General features: G+C 72.2%; 12 protein-coding genes. 3 read left to right on the forward strand and 9 right to left on the reverse strand.

The window, feature by feature from the left end:
• Positions 1 to 13: 13 nt before the first annotated feature.
• Both tdh and OG766_RS01435 read right to left on the reverse strand, forming a co-directional pair.
• Entirely contained in the window at positions 14 to 1,042 is a 1,029-nt protein-coding gene (tdh, locus tag OG766_RS01430; protein WP_266377466.1) for an L-threonine 3-dehydrogenase, read from the reverse strand.
• Positions 1,043 to 1,173: 131 nt separating this feature from the next.
• Positions 1,174 to 2,046, reverse strand: a complete 873-nt coding sequence (locus OG766_RS01435; protein WP_266377463.1) for an alpha/beta fold hydrolase — start codon at positions 2,044 to 2,046, stop codon at positions 1,174 to 1,176.
• A gap of 140 nt (positions 2,047 to 2,186) precedes the next feature.
• Between OG766_RS01435 and paaK the strand changes: the two genes are divergently transcribed.
• Together paaK and OG766_RS01445 are read left to right on the forward strand one after the other, a co-directional pair.
• The gene (paaK, locus tag OG766_RS01440) at positions 2,187 to 3,503 is read left to right on the forward strand and encodes a phenylacetate--CoA ligase PaaK (protein ID WP_328724332.1); all 1,317 of its coding nucleotides are present in this window, start codon (positions 2,187 to 2,189) and stop codon (positions 3,501 to 3,503) included.
• Positions 3,504 to 3,673: 170 nt separating this feature from the next.
• Entirely contained in the window at positions 3,674 to 3,856 is a 183-nt protein-coding gene (locus tag OG766_RS01445; protein WP_266378397.1) for a hypothetical protein, read from the forward strand.
• 71 nt (positions 3,857 to 3,927) lie between these two features.
• On the opposite strand, the gene OG766_RS01450 is transcribed toward OG766_RS01445, so the two are convergent.
• From OG766_RS01450 to OG766_RS01465, 4 genes are all read right to left on the reverse strand, one after another.
• The gene (locus OG766_RS01450; protein WP_328724333.1) at positions 3,928 to 5,430 is read right to left on the reverse strand and encodes an acyl-CoA synthetase; all 1,503 of its coding nucleotides are present in this window, start codon (positions 5,428 to 5,430) and stop codon (positions 3,928 to 3,930) included.
• A gap of 107 nt (positions 5,431 to 5,537) precedes the next feature.
• Positions 5,538 to 6,638, reverse strand: a complete 1,101-nt coding sequence (locus OG766_RS01455) for a calcium:proton antiporter (protein WP_266377454.1) — start codon at positions 6,636 to 6,638, stop codon at positions 5,538 to 5,540.
• Between the two features lie 76 nt (positions 6,639 to 6,714).
• Positions 6,715 to 8,265, reverse strand: a complete 1,551-nt coding sequence (locus OG766_RS01460; protein WP_328724334.1) for an acyl-CoA synthetase — start codon at positions 8,263 to 8,265, stop codon at positions 6,715 to 6,717.
• Positions 8,262 to 9,371, reverse strand: a complete 1,110-nt coding sequence (locus OG766_RS01465) for an NAD(P)H-dependent flavin oxidoreductase (protein ID WP_266377448.1) — start codon at positions 9,369 to 9,371, stop codon at positions 8,262 to 8,264. The genes OG766_RS01460 and OG766_RS01465 overlap by 4 nt, the downstream gene beginning before the upstream one ends.
• Before the next feature lie 149 nt (positions 9,372 to 9,520).
• Here OG766_RS01465 and OG766_RS01470 point away from each other — a divergent pair, with 149 nt between their 5' ends.
• Positions 9,521 to 11,323, forward strand: a complete 1,803-nt coding sequence (locus OG766_RS01470) for a serine hydrolase (RefSeq protein ID WP_328724335.1) — start codon at positions 9,521 to 9,523, stop codon at positions 11,321 to 11,323.
• A 73-nt stretch (positions 11,324 to 11,396) separates the two neighbouring features.
• Here the strand turns inward: OG766_RS01470 and OG766_RS01475 are convergent, their stop codons facing one another.
• From OG766_RS01475 to OG766_RS01485, 3 genes are all read right to left on the reverse strand, one after another.
• Positions 11,397 to 12,962: a phytoene desaturase family protein gene (locus OG766_RS01475; RefSeq protein ID WP_328724336.1), complete on the reverse strand. Its 1,566-nt coding sequence runs from the start codon at positions 12,960 to 12,962 to the stop codon at positions 11,397 to 11,399.
• A gap of 61 nt (positions 12,963 to 13,023) precedes the next feature.
• Positions 13,024 to 14,361, reverse strand: coding sequence for a DUF2252 domain-containing protein (locus OG766_RS01480; RefSeq protein WP_266377439.1), 1,338 nt, complete (start codon positions 14,359 to 14,361; stop codon positions 13,024 to 13,026).
• A gap of 172 nt (positions 14,362 to 14,533) precedes the next feature.
• On the reverse strand, positions 14,534 to 16,780 hold the full coding sequence (locus OG766_RS01485; RefSeq protein ID WP_266377437.1) for a serine/threonine-protein kinase: 2,247 nt from the start codon (positions 16,778 to 16,780) through the stop codon (positions 14,534 to 14,536).
• Positions 16,781 to 16,789: the final 9 nt, after the last annotated feature.

Here is a 16,789-nt window from a genome sequence, read left to right on the forward strand (position 1 = left end):
CCGGGCCGGGGACTCAGGCGGTCCAGTCGAGGATGATCTTGCCGCTGCGGGCGGTGGCGGCCTCGTCGAAGGCCGCGTCGAAGTCCTGGTAGCCGTAGCTGCCGGTGATCACGGGAGCGAGGTCGAGTCCGCCTTCGAGGAGGACCGTCATCGCGTACCAGGTCTCGAACATCTCCCGGCCGTAGATGCCCTTGATCGTGATCATCGAGGTGACGATCCTGGACCAGTCGACGGCGAACTCCTGGGCGGGCAGACCCAGCATCGCGATCCGGCCACCGTGCGTCATGTTGTCGATCATGTCGCGGACGGCTTCGGGGCGGCCGGACATCTCCAGGCCGACGTCGAAGCCCTCCTTGAGGCCGAGGGTGCGCTGTGCCGAGGCGATGTCGGTCTCGGCGACGTTGACGGCCAGCGTCGCGCCCACCTTGCGGGCCAGTTCGAGGCGCGGCTCGCTCACGTCGGTGATCACGACGTTGCGGGCGCCCGCGTGCCGGGCGACGGCCGCCGCCATGACCCCGATCGGGCCCGCGCCGGTGATCAGCACGTCCTCGCCGACGAGCGGGAAGGACAGCGCGGTGTGCACGGCGTTGCCGAACGGGTCGAAGATCGCGGCGATGTCGAGGTCGACCTCCGTGCGGTGCACCCACACGTTCGACGCGGGCAGCGACACGTACTCGGCGAACGCTCCGTCGCGGCCGACGCCGAGCCCGACGGTGCTGCGGCACAGATGACGGCGGCCCGCGAGACAGTTGCGGCACTTGCCGCAGACGAGGTGCCCCTCGCCGCTGACCAGGTCGCCCACGGCGACGTCCTGGACGTCCGCGCCGACGGCCGCGACCTCGCCGACGAACTCGTGGCCCGCGACCAGAGGGGTGCTGATGGTCTGCTGGGCCCAGCCGTCCCATGAGCGGATGTGGAGATCGGTGCCGCAGATGCCGGTGCGGAGGACCTTGATCAGCACATCGCCCGGGCCGTATTCGGGCTCGGGGACGTCCATGAGCCACAGCCCGGGCTCGGCGTGCTGCTTGACGAGTGCCTTCATGGTGCGGCTCCAGGCATTGCGGGCGGGCGGACCAGGCAGGACGGCCGGGTCGGCGGACGACGTGGACCAATCTGCCGAGGCTCGGGCGTTCAGTCCATCGAGGTTTTCTTAAGCGGGCCGACAGCAGAGCTTCACACAGGCCCCGCCGCGGCGCCGGTGACGGCGGAGTCGAGGAAGCCGGTGACGGCGCGGGTGAAGGCGCCGGGGTCGTCCAGCCACGGGTAGTGGCCGGCGCCGCGCTGCACCACGGCCGTGCCGTGGCGGAACAGCGCGGCTGTCTTCCCGGCGCGTGCGGGGGTGGGCCCGCCGTCGTACTCACCGGCGAGGACGAGCACCGGCGCCTCCAGAGCGGCGAGCGCCTTCGCGGTCGTCGGCGGGTCGAAGGCGCCGTCGGCGAAGTAGGCGCTTCTCGCCTGCGGGTTGGACTGGTGGGCGTCGTCGGCCGCGTGCTCTCGCGCGGCCGCGTCCCAGCGCCCGTACATGAACGGCACGATGTCCGGCCAAAGGTCGTCGAGCTCGGCGCCGCCGAGGTAGGCCTCCCACGCCTGGTGGCCTGCCTCGTACCAGGGCTCGCCCTTGCGCAGCGCGACGGCGTCCCGCCAGTCCTGTTCGGTGGCCTCGACGCCGATGGCGCGGGTGCCGGGGGTGACGAGGGTCAGGGAGCGCACCCGCTCGGGGTGGGCGGCGGCGTGGAGCAGGGCGAGATTGCCGGCGGCCGAGTGGGCGAGGATGTCGGCACGCTCCAGTCCGAGGTGCTCACGCAGCGCCTCGACGTCGTCGACCTGCCGGTCGCAGCGGTACGTGCCCGGGTCGTCCGGTACGGCGGAGTCGCCGGTGCCGCGCAGGTCGAGCCGTATGAGCGTGCGACCGGCGGTGAGGCCGCCGAGCTCGCCGAGGTAGGCCGAGGCCCGCATGGGACCGCCCGGCAGACAGATCAGCGGCTCCCCCTCCCCCTCCGCGTGGCAGGCGAGCGAGGTGCCGTCGTATGCGCTGAAGGTCGGCATACCGCGATCCTCTCCGGGCGTCCGCGATCCCGCCAACGGGCTGATGTCTTGACGCCCGGCCGGGCGGCTGGATTACTGATCCCGGACAGTCGACCGAATGATCGGTCGCCCGGTTTGCGAGTGACACGGGAGTCATCCGTATGACGGATCGGACGGACCTGACGCATCTGACGGACCCGGCGGAGCTGCTGGACGCCGGGGAGCGCCTCGGCCGCGAGGAGCTCCGGGCCCTCCAGTTGGAGCGGCTGCGGGCGACCCTGCGCCATGCGTACGAGAACGTCGGCTTCTACCGGGAGTCGTTCGACAAGGCAGGGGTGCGGCCCGAGGACTGCCGCTCGCTCGACGATCTCGCCCGCTTCCCGTTCACGGCGAAGTCGGACCTGCGCGACCACTACCCGTTCGGGATGTTCGCCGTGGAGCAGTCGAGGGTGCGGCGCATCCACGCCTCCAGCGGGACGACCGGGCGGCCCACGGTCGTCGGCTACACCGACGGTGACCTGGACACCTGGGCGGACGTGGTGGCCCGCTCCATCCGCGCGGCCGGCGGACGGCCCGGCCACAAGGTTCATGTGGCGTACGGCTACGGGCTGTTCACGGGTGGTCTCGGCGCGCACTACGGGGCGGAGCGGCTCGGCTGCACGGTCATCCCGGCGTCGGGCGGGATGACGGCGCGGCAGGTGCAGCTGATCCAGGACTTCCGGCCCGAGATCATCATGGTGACGCCGTCGTACATGCTGACGCTGCTCGACGAGTTCGAACGCCAGGGCGTCGATCCCCGGTCCACCTCGCTGAAGGTCGGGATATTCGGCGCGGAGCCGTGGACCGAGGAGATGCGCCGCGAGATCGAGGAGCGCTTCGCGATCGACGCGGTCGACATCTACGGGCTGTCCGAGGTGATGGGCCCGGGTGTGGCGCAGGAGTGCGTCGAGACCAAGGACGGACTGCACATCTGGGAGGACCACTTCTATCCCGAGGTCGTGGACCCGTTCACCGGTGAGGTGCTGCCGGACGGGGAGGAGGGCGAGCTGGTCTTCACCTCGCTCACCAAGGAGGCCATGCCGGTCATCCGCTACCGGACCCGGGACCTGACCCGGCTGCTGCCCGGGACCGCGCGGGTGTTCCGGCGGATGGAGAAGGTCACCGGACGCAGCGACGACATGATCATTCTGCGCGGGGTGAACCTGTTCCCCACCCAGATCGAGGAGATCGTGCTGCGGACGCCGGGTGTCGCCCCGCACTTCCAGCTGAAGCTGACGCGCGAGGGCCGGATGGACGCGCTCACGGTACGGGCCGAGGCGCGCGAGGGGGTGCCTGCCGAGCAGCGGGAGGCCGCGGCCGGGCTGATCGCGGCGGCGGTGAAGGACGGGATCGGGGTGTCGGTGACGGTGGAGGTGGTCGACCCGGAGACGCTGGAGCGCTCGGTCGGCAAGATCAAGCGGATCGTCGACCTCCGGTAGAACGGCCACGTCCCGAGAACGACCTCGGCCCACCACGGGTTCGGCGGCCGGTTCCCGGCGGCCCCGGGCGCCGGCCGGCCGACCTGATGCCGGAGCGGCACCGCCGACAGGATAGGCTCGGCAGCTGCTCCTGGTCCTCGGGAGCTGAACTCGCTTGAGGAAAGGGCTGGTTGGCTGTGTGGCAGGAGGCGCCGATCTACGACCGGCTCGTCACGGAACGCGGTGACGTGCCCGCGCAGGTGCGCCGGGAGGCCGAGCACGCGCTGCGGACTCTGGAGCAGGTCATGCGCTCCGGGCTGCCCCCGATCGGCATGCATCCGCAGCAGACGCAGCCGTACCCGACCGGCCCCTGACGGCACGTCCCTCGCGGTGAGATCCGCGGTGGGACCCGCGGTCAGGACCGGACCCGGCCGGCCCCTCGCGCTCAGGCGAGCCTGTCGCGCAGCTCCCGCTTGAGGATCTTCCCGCTCGCGTTGCGCGGCAGCTCGTCGACGAACAGCACCCGCTTGGGGGCCTTGAACCCGGCCAGGTCCTTGCGGGCGTGGGCGAGGAGTTCCTCCTCCGTCACGCCGTCACGGGCGACGACGACCGCGGTGACGGCCTCGATCCAGCGGTCGTCGGGGAGGCCGATGACGGCGGCCTCGGCGACGGACGGGTGCGTGTAGAGGACGTCCTCGACCTGACGGGAGGCCACCAGCACTCCCCCGGAGTTGATGACGTCCTTCACCCGGTCGACGATCGTGTAGTAGCCGTCGCCGTCGCGGACCGCGAGGTCACCCGAGCGGAACCAGCCTCTGCGGAAGGCGTCCCGGGTCTCCTCCGGCTTGTCCCAGTACCCCTCGCACAGCTGCGGTGACCGGTAGACGATCTCGCCGGCCGTCCCGTCGGCGACGTCCTCGCCGTCCTCGTCGACGACCCTCGCCTCGACGAAGCGCACGGGCCGGCCGCAGGAGTCCATCCGGCCCTCGTGCTCCTTGGGGCCGAGGACCGTGGCGAGCGGCCCGATCTCGCTCTGGCCGAAGCAGTTGTAGAAGGCGAGGTGCGGCAGGCGCTCGCGCAGTCGTTCCAGTACGGGCACGGGCATGATCGACGCCCCGTAGTACGCCTTGCGCAGGGAGCCCAGGTCGCGGGTGGCGAAGTCCGGGTGGTGGGACAGGCCGATCCAGACCGTGGGCGGTGCGAAGAGGCTGTCGGCGCGGCCCGCCTCGACCAGATCGAAGATCTGTGCGGCGTCGGGCGCGTCGAGGATGGTGTTCTCCGCGCCGACGGCCAGGTAGGGCAGCAGGAACACATGCATCTGGGCGGAGTGGTACAGCGGCAGGGAGTGGACCGGCTTGTCGCTCTCGTCCAGGTCCAGGGCGGTGACGGCGCTGACGTACTCGTGGACGAGCGCCCGGTGCGTCATCATCGCGCCCTTCGGCTGGGCGGTGGTGCCGGAGGTGTACAGCAGCTGTACGAGCTCACGGGCGTCGCGGTCGGCGTCGAAGTCCTCCGGCTCGGCGAGCGCGTCCAGCAGCGAGTCGCCGGTGTCGCGCAGGGCCCGTACGGGGAAGCGGCCTGGCACCCGGTCACCGAGTGCGGGATCGGCGAGGACGAGTGAACTGCCGGACTGGTCGAGGATGTACGCGAGGTCGTCGCCCGTCAGGTTGTGGTTGACGGGCACATGGACGAGACCCGCGCGAGAGCAGGCGAGGAAGGCGATCAGGTAGGCGTCGGAGTTGTGGCCGTAGGCGGCGACGCGGTCGAACGGGCCCAGTCCGTGCCGCTCGCTCAGTACGGCGGCCGCGGTGGAGACGGCGGTGTCCAGTTCGGCGTAGGTCCAGGACCGGTCGCCGTACCTCACGGCGGTGCGGTCGGGGACGCGCTGGGCGGTGCGGCGCAGGACGCCGTCGACCGTGCTGTGGACGAGTCGCTCCAAGGCTGCCATGGCTGGATCCTGGGCCGTGCGGTCGCGCGGGTCAAGGAGCGCGTTCGTCGCGGGGCTCGGGCCGCTGGACGGCCGATCGGCTTCCGGGGCTGAACGACGGGAAGCCGTCAGGGACTGAACGACAGGAACACGAAGGCGGCGAACAGCACCAGATGCACGCCGCCCTGCAGGAGAGTGGCGCGCCCCGGCACCACCGTGAGGGCGCTGACCACGGCGGTGAGAGTGAGCAGCACTATGTGGGTGGCGTCCTCGCCCAGGATCAGCGCCCCGGGCAGCCAGATCGAGGCGAGCGCGATCGCCGGGATCGTCAGACCGATGCTCGCGATCGCGGAGCCGTAGGCCAGGTTGAGGCTGGTCTGCATACGGTCCCGGCGCGCGGCGCGCAGGGCGGCGAGGGTCTCCGGCATCAGCACCATCAGGGCGATCACGACCCCGACGACGGACTTCGGCAGCCCTGCCGACTCCACCCCGCCCTCGATGGTCGGCGAGACGAGTTTGGCGTCGCCGACGACGGCGACGAGCGCCACGAACAGCAGCGCGACGCTCCACCAGGTCCGGCGGGCACCGGGCGGCGGGGCGTGTTCGTCGGGGTCGCTCCGCTGCCCCTCGCGGGCGACGGGCAGGAAGTAGTCGCGGTGCCTGACGGTCTGTACGGCGACGAAGAGCCCGTAGAGGCACAGCGAGGAGACGGCGGCGAACGTCAGCTGGCTGGAGGTGAACTCGGGGCCCGGCCGGCTGGTGGTGAAGGTGGGCAGCACCAGCGTCATGGTGGCGAGGGTGCACACGGTCGCGAGCGCCCCGCCCGAGCCCTCGGCGTGGAAGACGGCGACGCGGTTGCGCACCGCGGCCACCAGCAGGGACAGCCCGACGATGCCGTTGCAGGTGATCATCACGGCGGCGAACACGGTGTCCCTGGCGTACGTGGACGCCTTCGCTCCGCCGCCGGCCATCAGGGTGACGATGAGACCGACCTCGATGACGGTCACGGCGACGGCGAGGACCAGCGAGCCGAACGGCTCGCCCACCCTGTGGGCGATGACCTCGGCGTGGTGCACCGCCGCCAGCACCGCGCCGACCAGGCACAGACCGACGAGGGTCACGGCGAGGCCGGGGAGATGGCGGCCCCAGCCGAGGACGAGCGCGATCGCGGCGACCACCGGCACCCAGGTGGTCCACTGAGCCCCCAGCCCTGTCGTGCCGGTCTTCATGGCGGCCACGCTGCCAGGCCGCCGGGCGGGGCGCGCGGGGTGCTGGGCCAACGGAGCCATGGCGGCCCCCACCGGGTCAGAGCGGGCGGTCGTGTCCCGCCCAGTAGGGGTCCCGCAACCGGCGCTTGTAGAGCTTGCCGTTGGGGTCGCGCGGCATGGTGTCGATGAAGTCGACGCTCTTGGGGCGCTTGTAGCCCGCGAGGTGCTGCTCGCAGTGGGCGAGGATCGCCGCGGCGAGGTCGGGGCCGGGGACCCGGCCGTCGGCCGGTTCCACGACGGCCTTGACCTCCTCGCCCCAGTCGGCGTGCGGGATGCCGAAGGCGGCGGCGTCGGCGACCGCGGGGTGGCTGAGGAGCGCGGCCTCGATCTCGGCGGGGTAGATGTTCACTCCGCCCGAGATGATCATGTCGATCTTGCGGTCGCGCAGGAACAGATAGCCGTCCTCGTCGAGGACACCGAGGTCACCGACGGTGAAGAAGTCGCCGATGCGGTTCTTCCGCGTCTTGGCCTCGTCCTTGTGGTAGCTGAAGCCGCCGGTCGACATCTTCATGTAGACGGTGCCCAGTTCGCCGGGCGGCAGGCGGTTGCCGTCGTCGTCGAAGACGGCGAGTTCGCTGATCGGCCAGGCCCTGCCGACCGTGCCGGGCTTCTTCAGCCAGTCCTCGGCGGTGGCGAAGGCACCTCCGCCCTCGCTCGCCGCGTAGTACTCCTCGACGCAGTGGCCCCACCACTCGATCATGGCCCGCTTCACATGGTCGGGGCAGGGTGCGGCGCCGTGGATGGCGTGCCGCATCGAGCCGACGTCGTACCGGCCGCGGACGTCCTCGGGCAGCGACAGCAGCCGGTGGAACTGGGTCGGGACCATATGGGTGTGGGTGCAGTCGTACGTGTCGATCATTCGCAGCATCTCCTCGGGCGCCCATTTGTCCATCAGCACCAGCCGGTGGCCGATGTGCAGGGACGCGCCCGCGAACTGGAGCACGGCGGTGTGGTAGAGCGGCGAGCAGACCAGATGGACGTTGTCGTCGAAGGGCCTGATGCCGAAGATGCCGAGGAAGCCGCCCAGATAGGTCTCCTCGGGGAGCTTTCCTGGCAGCGGGCGGCGGATGCCCCGGGGCCTGCCCGTGGTGCCGGAGGTGTAGTTCATGACCCAGCCGAGGGTGCGCTCTCCGGGCACCGTGTCCGGCTGTCCTTCGAGGAGTTCGGCGTACGTGCGGAAGCCCTCGACCGGGCCGACGGCGTAGCGGTGGGTGGGCGGCAGGTCCGCCTCGTCGGCCGCGGCCCTCGCGGCGCCGGCGAAGCGCTCGTGGGCGATGAGGACCTTGGCTCCGGAGTCGGCGACGATCCAGGCGATCTCCGGTCCCACGAGGTGGTGGTTGACGGGTACGAGATAGAACCCGGCCTGGGATGCGGCGAGGTACGCGGTGAAGAACTCGACGCCGTTGGGGAGGACGACGGCGAAGGCGTCGCCCCGCCGCAGTCCTGCGGCGCGCAGCCCGTGCACGAGGCGGTTGACGTCGGCGTGCAGCCTTCCGGCGGTCCACTCCTCGCCGTCGGGCGCGATCAGGACCGTACGGCCGGGGTCGGCCGCGGCCTGGGCCCAGAATCCGTTCGGGGACTGATTCATGCCTGGCTCCGTCCGGCGATGCGGTTGATGCGGTCGACAGCGCGTTCGAAGCCGCGGGTGAGGTCGTCGAAGACCTGCTGGACACTGCGTTCGGCGTTCATCCGGCCGACGATCTGGCCGACGGGCGTGCCGAGCAGCGGTTCGATCTCGTGCTTCTGGATGCGGGAGACGGCGTCGGCGACGAGGAGGCCCTGGAGCGGCATGGGCAGGGTGCCGGGGCCGCTGGGGTCGTCCCAGGCATCGGTCCACTCGGTGCGCAGTTGCCGGGCGGGCTTCCCGGTCAGGGCGCGCGAGCGGACGGTGTCGCCGGAACCCGCGGCGAGGAGTTTCCCGGTGAGGGCGCGGGAGTGGAGGTCGGCCTCGGTGGTGGTGAGCCAGACCGAGCCGAGCCAGACGCCCTGGGCGCCGAGGGCGAGTCCGGCGGCCATCTGTTCACCGCTGCCGATGCCCCCGGCGGCGAGTACGGGCAGCGGGCCCACGGCGTCGACGACTTCGGGGGTGAGCACCATGGAGGCGATCTCGCCGGTGTGGCCGCCCGCCTCGTATCCCTGGGCGACGACGATGTCGATGCCCGCCTCGGCGTGCCGGCGGGCGTGCTTGGCGCTGCCGGCGAGGGCGGCGACGAGGACGCCGCGGTCGTGGGCGCGGCTGATGACGTCGGCGGGCGGGGAGCCGAGGGCGTTGGCGAGGAGCTTGATCGGGTAGTCGAAGGCGACGTCGAGCTGGCTGCGCGCGACCTGTTCCATCCAGCCGGTGATCCGCCAGCCGGACGCCTCACCCTCCGGCATCGCGGGTACGCCGTGCTTGGCGAGGGTCTCCTCGACGAAGCGGCGGTGTCCTTCGGGGATCATCGCCTCGACATCGGCTTCGGAGACGCCCTCGACCTTCTTGGCGGGCATCACGACGTCGAGGCCGTACGGCTTCCCGCCGGTGTGCTCCTGCATCCAGTCGAGATCGCGCGCGAGATCGCCGGGAGCGGTGTAGCGCACCGCGCCGAGGACGCCGAAGCCGCCCGCTCTGCTGATGGCGGCGGCGACCGCGGGGAACGGCGTGAAGCCGAAGATGGCGTGCTCGACTCCCAGTTTCTTGCTCAGCTCCGTCTCCATGGGCGCAGGATGCCGCAGCGGAACGGCCGAGGGAAGAGATTTTCTGATGCAGTGTCAGATTCTTGACCGGTCTTGACGCACCCTCACCCCGGTAAGAAAGTTTCACGTGTTGCGCGATCTACGAAGGATTCTTTCAGGGAGGGTGAGGTATGACGGATGCCTCGGCGGGCAGAGGGATCAGCCGCCGCCGACTGGGCGGCGCCGCGCTGGCACTGGGAGGTGCGCTGGTGATCGGACCCTTCCCGGGGGCCGCGACGGCGGCGCCGGGCGGAAACGGCGGCGGAAGCGCTGGGCGGCGGCGCACGACGCTGCGACGCGGCTCGCCAGAGCGGGCCGGGCTGATCGCCACGCATCTGGACAAGCTCGTCGCGGACGCCGAGAAGTACCTCGCGCCCTCCCCCGAACACCCCTGGTACGCGGGCGCCGTGCTGCTCGCCGGCCGCGGCGGGACGGTGGCCCTGCACCGGCCGGTCGGCATGGCGGTGCGCTACGCGGCGTACGACGAGAAGACCGACACCGGCGTGGAGTTCCCGCCGGAGCAGCAGATCCCGATGGCCGAGGACACCGTCTTCGACCTGGCGTCGGTGTCCAAGCTGTTCACGTCGATCCTCGCGGTGCAGCAGATCGAGCGGGGCGCGCTGGAGCTGGAGGAACGGGTCGCGGCGTATCTGCCGGAGTTCGGGGCGGCCGGCAAGCAGGACATCACCGTACGGCAGCTGCTCACGCACACCTCGGGCTTCCGGGCGTGGATCCCGCTCTTCAAGGAGCCGACCCGGGAAGGGCAGCTGCGGCTGCTGTGGAACGAGGCGCCGGCCAGTGCGCCGGGCACCAAGTACCTGTACTCCGACCTGAATCTGATCTCGCTGCAGCTGGTCCTGGAGAAGATCACCGGCCGCGGACTGGACGCCCTGCTCCACGACGAGATCACCGCCCCGCTCGGCATGCACCGCACACGGTTCAATCCCCCGGCATCCTGGCGGCCGGGGATCGCCGCGACCGAGGACGCCCGGCTGCCGTGGTCCGGCCTGGACCGCGGGCTGGTGTGGGGCGAGGTGCACGACGAGAACGCGTACGGATTCGGCGGCGTCGCCGGGCACGCCGGGGTGTTCTCCTGCGCCTGGGACCTCGCGGTGCTCGCCCGCACCCTGCTCAACGGCGGCGCGTACGGCGCGGCGCGCATCCTGTCCGGCGCGTCCGTGGAGCTGATGTTCACCGACTTCAACACGGCGTTCCCCGGTGACGAGCACGGACTCGGCTTCGAGCTGTACCAGCACTGGTACATGGGGGCGATGGCCACGCCCCGCACCGCCGGGCACACCGGCTTCACCGGCACGAGTCTCGTACTCGACCCGTCGACGGACTCGTTCCTCGTCGTGCTCGGCAACTCCGTGCATCCGGTGCGCAGTTGGCGCTCCGGCAGTGCACCGCGCGTCGCCGCCGCCAACCATCTCGCCCGGGCCGTCGCCGTACGCCCCGACGAGGGCCGCACCGCCTGGTACTCCGGCATGGCCGCGGCGACGACCGCGACCCTCACACTGCCCGAGATCACTCCGCCCTCCGACCGTGCCGTGGTGCGCTGCTCCCTGTGGTGGGACACCGAGCCCGGCGCCGACAAGGTCTTCCTGGAGGCCTCGTCCGACGGGGGCACCACCTGGCAGGCGGTGCCCTTCACCACCGCCCGCAAGGGGCAGCAGCCCGAACCGCGTCCCGCCGGCTCGGTGACCGGCTGGTCCGGGCGGGTCTGGCACCGGCTGGAGGCGTCCCTGGCCGGGTGGCGCGGGCGGCCGGTGCGGCTGCGGTGGCGCTACGCGACGGATCAGCTGTACGTGGGGCGGGGGGCGTACGTGGACGGGCTGCGCGTCGAGGACGGTGGGCACGTGCTCTTCGACGAGCGGCGGCCGGGGGACGCGGGGCGCGTCGAGGCCGTGGGCTGGACGGTGTCACGCGACTGACGCCGAGCCGGCGGCGGGCTCCGGAGGGACCCGCCGCCGGCCGGGGGCGCCCCCATGCCGGCCGCAGCGCCCGTCACCGCCCCAGTGCCGCCATCGCCGCGTTGTGGCCCGGGATGCCGCTCACGCCGCCGCCCCGCACCGCGCCCGCCCCGCACAGCAGCACGTTCGCGTGGGCGGTCTCCACACCCCAGCGGCCCGTCGAGTCGTCCGCGTAGGGGAAGGCCAGGTCGCGGTGGAAGATGTGCCCGCCGGGCAGCCGCAGGTCGCGCTCCAGGTCCAGCGGGGTCTTGGCCTCGATGCAGGGCTGTCCTGCCTCGTCGAGTGCGAGGCAGTCGGTGATCGGCTCGTCCAGGTGGGCGTCGAGTTCGGCGAGGGTGGCCTTGAGCAGCGCGTCGCGGGTCGCGTCCGGAGCGGCGGCGAACAGCCGGGCCGGGGTGTGGAGCCCGAAGAGCGTCAGCGTCTGATAGCCCTGGGCGGCGAGTTCGGGCCCGAGGATGGACGGGTCGGTCAGGGAATGGCAGTAGATCTCCGACGGCGGGGCCTCCGGGAGGCGGCCGGACGCGGCCTGGGCGTACGCCGTCGCCAACTGGCCGTAGCCCTCGGCGATGTGGAACGTGCCGGAGAACGCCCGGCGCGGGTCGACGGCGTGGTCGCGGAGCCGTGGCAGCCGGCGCAGCAGCATGTTGACCTTGAGCTGGGCGCCCTCCGCCGGCGGCGGGGGCTCCTCGCCGAGCAGGGCGGACAGGGCCTGCGGCGAGGCGTTGACCAGGACCTTGCGCGCGGCGACCGTGCCTTCGCCGTCGTCCGTGCGGAAGGCGACCTCCGCGGTCTCCCCGTCCGTCTCGATCCGGATCGCCTCATGACCGGTGGCGATCTCGGCGCCCGCTCCGCGCGCGGCGCCGGCGAGCGCGTCGGTCAGCGCCCCCATGCCGCCGACGGGGACGTCCCAGTCGCCGGTGCCGCCGCCGATGACGTGGTAGAGGAAGCAGCGGTTCTGCACCAGGGACGGGTCGTGGGCGTCCGCGAACGTGCCGATGAGCGCGTCGGTCAGGACGACCCCGCGGACGAGGTCGTGGCTGAAGTTCTCCTCGATCGCGGTGCCGATCGGCTCCTCGAACAGCATGCGCCACGCCGTCTCGTCACCGACCCGCTCGCGCAGTTCGTCGCGTGTCGGCAGCGGCTCGGTCAGCGTCGGGAAGATCCGCTCCGCGAGGCGCCCGGTCATGCCGTAGAACGCCTCCCACGCCTCGTACTCCCGGTCGGAGCCGGTGAGGTCCGCGAACGACTCACGGGTACGGTCCCCGCCGACCAGCAGCCCGGTCGCGCGGCCGTCGCGCACGAGCGGGGTGTACGAGGACACGGTCCGCTTGCGCACCGAGAACGAGAGGCCGAGGTCGCGGACGATCCGCTGGGGCAGCAGGGAGACCAGGTACGAGTAGCGGGACAGACGGGCGTCGACCCCGGCGAACGGGCGGGTGGAGACGGCCGCTCCCCCGGTGTTCCCGAGGCGCTCCAGAACGAGGACGGAACGGCCCGCCCGGGCGAGATAGGCGGCTGCGACGAGTCCGTTGTGGCCGCCGCCGACGATGACGGCGTCGTACACGGAGCGGCTGAAGGTTTCGGCAGAGGCTGCTGGCATGCCTCTTCGTAACACGCGAAGATCGCCCCGGACCAGAGGTGCGGCCGCGGCGGTGCCCGTCTCAGGTGACGGTGGCGGCCTCTATCGCGCCCGACGCTATCGCCGCCTGAAGCGCCGCGTGGTCCTCCACGGTCCGGTCCGCGTAGGCGAGCGCGAAGGCGGCCATGGCCCGGTCGAAGGTGTCGGAGCCGCCCAGATACGCGGCGATCGCGATCCGGTCGCCGGACCGGGCGTGGGCACGGGCCAGCGCCCTGCCGCACAGCGCCGCGTAGTCGCGCAGCAGCGCCGGGGACATCGTGGCGATGTCGGCGGAGCCCTTCATGTCGCGCAGCTGCCGCCAGTAGAAGTGCCGGCCCTGCGGACCGCTCACCCAGCCGAGGAAGATGTCGCTGGCAGCCTGGAGCAGCCGCTGGCCGGCGACGACCCGCTGGCCCTGGTGACGGTAGGCCGACTTCGGCAGATGGGGTTCGAGGACGGACCGCTGGGCCTGCTTGATCTGCAGGAACAGCGGATCCTCGTCGTCCCGGCCGGTCATCAGCGCCACGAAGCAACGGGTGCCGACGCTGCCCACCCCGACGACCTTGCGGGCCGCCTCGACGAACCGGTACCGGTCCAGCAGGACCCTCCGGTCCTCGGGCAGCGTGCTGCGGTAGTCGCTGAGGATCTTCCGTACGGCCGCCGCGTCGATGTCCGGCGCCGCTTCGAGCAGCGGCGGGTCGTGGACGATGCGGCGATGTCCGTCGACGGTCTCGGTGAGCTTGTCCACCGCCTGGAGGCTGGTGCGGCGCCGGGCCTTCTCCAGCTGGGAGTGGAAGCGCTCGCGGTCCATCTTCCGCACCAGCGGCACGATGTCCTCGGTGGTGATCCGCTCGTACCAGACGTCGAGTTCACCGAGGCCCGCGAGGCGGCGCATGGACAGCCGGTACGACTCCGCCGCGGCCCGCGCGGCCTGCCAGGCCCGCGCGTCCGGCTGACCGTTGTCGCGCCCGGCCACGGCCACGCTCGCGACCAGTCGTTTCACATCCCATTCGAAGGGGCCCGGCAGCGTCTCGTCGAAGTCGTTGAGGTCGAACAGGAGCGCGCGTTCCGGTGAGGCGAAGACGCCGAAGTTCAGCAGATGGGCGTCGCCGCAGAGCTGCACGGTGAGTCCCGTCTGCTGCTGTCCGGCAAGATCGGCGGCCATCACTGCCGGAGCGCCCCGCAGATACGTGAACGGCGAGACCGCCATCCGGCCGTAGCGGATGGGCACCAGGTCCGGCTCCCGGCTCTTGGCCTGCGCCTCGAGGACGGCGAGCGGTTCCGGCCGGCCGGCGGCGGGGATCCAGCGGCCGTGCGAGGTGCGCGGCGCCTGTTTGCGCGCGGCGCGACCGCGCCGTATCTCTTCGGCCAGGTCCGTCATGGTGACAGTGTGCGGGCGGGCCGGGCACCGCGACAGGGCCGAATGGACCGTTCGGGTGAGGCCGCACCCGCGAGGAGGCCGCCGGCCCGCGGTGGCCGGCGCCGGCGTGGCTCAGCGGCCCCGGCTGTCCCGCTGCTGGCGCAGGGCGGCCACCCGCCGGCGCCGGCGTGGCTCAGCGGCCCCGGCTGCCCCGCTGCTGGCGCAGGGCGGCCACCCGCCGGTACAGCTCGACCGCCTCGCCGCCCCGGCCGAGCTGCTCCAGGCAGTGGGCCTCGTCGTTGCGGCTGGCCAGCGAATCGGGGTGGTCGGCGCCGAGGACGCGCTCGCGGGCCTCGGCGACCTGGCGGTAGACCGCGAGGGCGTCGCCCCAGCGACCGAGCCAGCCCAGGCCGACGGCGATCTCGCGGCGGCTGACGAGGGTGTCCGGATGGTCGGGGCCCAGCACCCGCTCGCGGATCCCGCAGACGTCGCGGGCCTCGGCCAGCGCCTCCTCCCAGCGGGCGAGCCGCCCCAGGTTGACTCCGACGCCGTGGCGGGCGCGCAGGGTCTCGGCGTCGCCGGGGCCGTGGACCCGGGTGCGGTCGTCGACGAGGGCCCGGTACAGCTCCAGGGCCTCGGCGCTGCGCCCGAGGCGACCGAGGCTGATGCCGACCTCGTAGCGCGCGGAGAGCGTGTCGGGGTGGTCGGGTCCGAGCGTCTGTGCGCGGCCGGCCGCGACCTCCCGGTAGGTCGCCAGGGCTTCGGTCCACCGGCCCAGCTGTCCGAGCGCGTACGCGACCTCGTAGCGGGTCACCAGGGTGTCGGGGTGCCCAGCCCCGAGCACCCGGGCACGGGCCGTGGCGACCTCGTCCGCCATGCGGTAGGAGTCCTCCAGCCGGCCGAGCCGGCTCAGGTTGAAGGCGAGGTTGTGGCGGCAGCGCAGGGTGTCGGGGTGCTCGGGGCCCACGGTCCGCATCCGGGAGGCGAGCACCGACGTGTACACCTGGTGCGCGTCGAAGTGACGGCCGAGCTGGCCGAGGACGTACGCCGTCTCCTGGCGCGCGGCGAGGGTCTCCGGGTGGTCGGCGCCCATGGTGCGTTCGCGGCCTTCGGCGACGCGGCCGAACTCGCGGAGCGCGTCCGCCGTGCGGCCGGTCCTGCTGAGGGTGAAGCCGACCTCGTAACGGCTGGCGAGGGTGTCGGGATGGTCGGGTCCGAGGGCATGCTCGCGCTCGGCGGCGACTGCGCGGTGCACCTCGCCGGCCTCCTCCCAGCGGCCGAGCCGCCCGAGGCTGAGGCCGGCGTTGTGCCGGCTGGTGAGGACGGCGAGCAGCTCGGGCGAGGGGGTGGGGCGTTCCGGGCGGGGCGGCTGCACCAGGACGGGGTCGTGGAGCCGCACGCCCGTGGTCCACTCGCCGGTGAGGCCCGCGGTGTGGTCGGGCGGCACGGCGCTGAGAGCGGAGACGCCGGCCGCCTTGTGACCGGTGGTCATGCCGCGGGTCCAGGACGGCAGCCCGCGCTCGCCCGACCGCGGGTGCGGGACCTGCGGCGGGACCGCCGGGTTCACGGGAGCGGGTGCGCCGGGCGCGGTGCGGACGGCGGCGGTGATCCTGCGGCGCAGGTCCTTGGCGTCCTGCGGACGGTCCTCGGGGGTCTTGGCGAGGAGGTCGAGGACGATCCGGTCGATGAAGCCGGGCAGTTCGGGGCGGTGGGTGCGGAGCGGCTCGGGCGGGGTGTCGCGGTGTCCGACGAGGACGCCCCAGGCGTCGTCGAGGTCGAACGGCGGGACGCCGGTGGCGATCTCGTACAGCACACAGCCCAGCGAGTAGAGGTCGCTGCGGTGGTCGACGTGGCCGCCGCCGATCTGCTCGGGCGACATGTAGTGCGGGGTGCCCATGGCGATGCCGGTGCCGGTCAGCCGGGAGGTGAACCCGATGTCGTGGCCGAGGCGGGCGATGCCGAAGTCGCAGATCTTCACGGTGCCGTCGGTCAGCCGCATGATGTTGGCGGGTTTCAGGTCGCGGTGGACGATGCTCTGTTCATGGGTGTAGGCGAGGGCGTCGGCGACCTGCTCCGCGATGTCGACGACATCGGACACCGGCAGCGGGTGCTGCTTGTTGTCCTCCAGCAGCTGGCTGAGGTTGCGGCCTTCGAGGAGCTCCATCACCAGGTAGAGCACGCCCTCGTCCTCACCGAAGTCATGGACGACCGTGACTCCCCGGTGCTGGAGTGCGGCGGCGACCCGGGCTTCTCGGCGGAAGCGTTCACGCAGGACCCGGATGAAGGTCTGGTCGTGCTGTGGTCCCAGTGGTTTGAGGCACTTGACCGCGACGTGCCGCCCCAGCGACTCGTCGCGGGCCTGCCACACCTCGCCCATGCCGCCCCGGCCGATCAGATCCATCAGCCGGTACCGGCCGTGGATCAGCCTGGTGTCCGCCATCGCGTGCCG

Origin of the sequence: Streptomyces sp. NBC_00259 (genome assembly GCF_036181745.1) — a bacterium.
GTDB classification, from domain to species: domain Bacteria; phylum Actinomycetota; class Actinomycetes; order Streptomycetales; family Streptomycetaceae; genus Streptomyces; species Streptomyces pratisoli.

Coding starts and splice junctions, on each gene's coding strand:
- tdh (WP_266377466.1), bottom strand. CDS start 1,042: ATGAAGGCACTCGTCAAGCAGCACGCCGAGCCCGGGCTGTGGCTCATG.
- OG766_RS01435 (WP_266377463.1), bottom strand. CDS start 2,046: ATGCCGACCTTCAGCGCATACGACGGCACCTCGCTCGCCTGCCACGCG.
- paaK (WP_328724332.1), top strand. CDS start 2,187: ATGACGGATCGGACGGACCTGACGCATCTGACGGACCCGGCGGAGCTG.
- OG766_RS01450 (WP_328724333.1), bottom strand. CDS start 5,430: ATGGCAGCCTTGGAGCGACTCGTCCACAGCACGGTCGACGGCGTCCTG.
- OG766_RS01455 (WP_266377454.1), bottom strand. CDS start 6,638: ATGAAGACCGGCACGACAGGGCTGGGGGCTCAGTGGACCACCTGGGTG.
- OG766_RS01460 (WP_328724334.1), bottom strand. CDS start 8,265: ATGAATCAGTCCCCGAACGGATTCTGGGCCCAGGCCGCGGCCGACCCC.
- OG766_RS01465 (WP_266377448.1), bottom strand. CDS start 9,371: ATGGAGACGGAGCTGAGCAAGAAACTGGGAGTCGAGCACGCCATCTTC.
- OG766_RS01470 (WP_328724335.1), top strand. CDS start 9,521: ATGACGGATGCCTCGGCGGGCAGAGGGATCAGCCGCCGCCGACTGGGC.
- OG766_RS01475 (WP_328724336.1), bottom strand. CDS start 12,962: ATGCCAGCAGCCTCTGCCGAAACCTTCAGCCGCTCCGTGTACGACGCC.
- OG766_RS01480 (WP_266377439.1), bottom strand. CDS start 14,361: ATGACGGACCTGGCCGAAGAGATACGGCGCGGTCGCGCCGCGCGCAAA.
- OG766_RS01485 (WP_266377437.1), bottom strand. CDS start 16,780: ATGGCGGACACCAGGCTGATCCACGGCCGGTACCGGCTGATGGATCTG.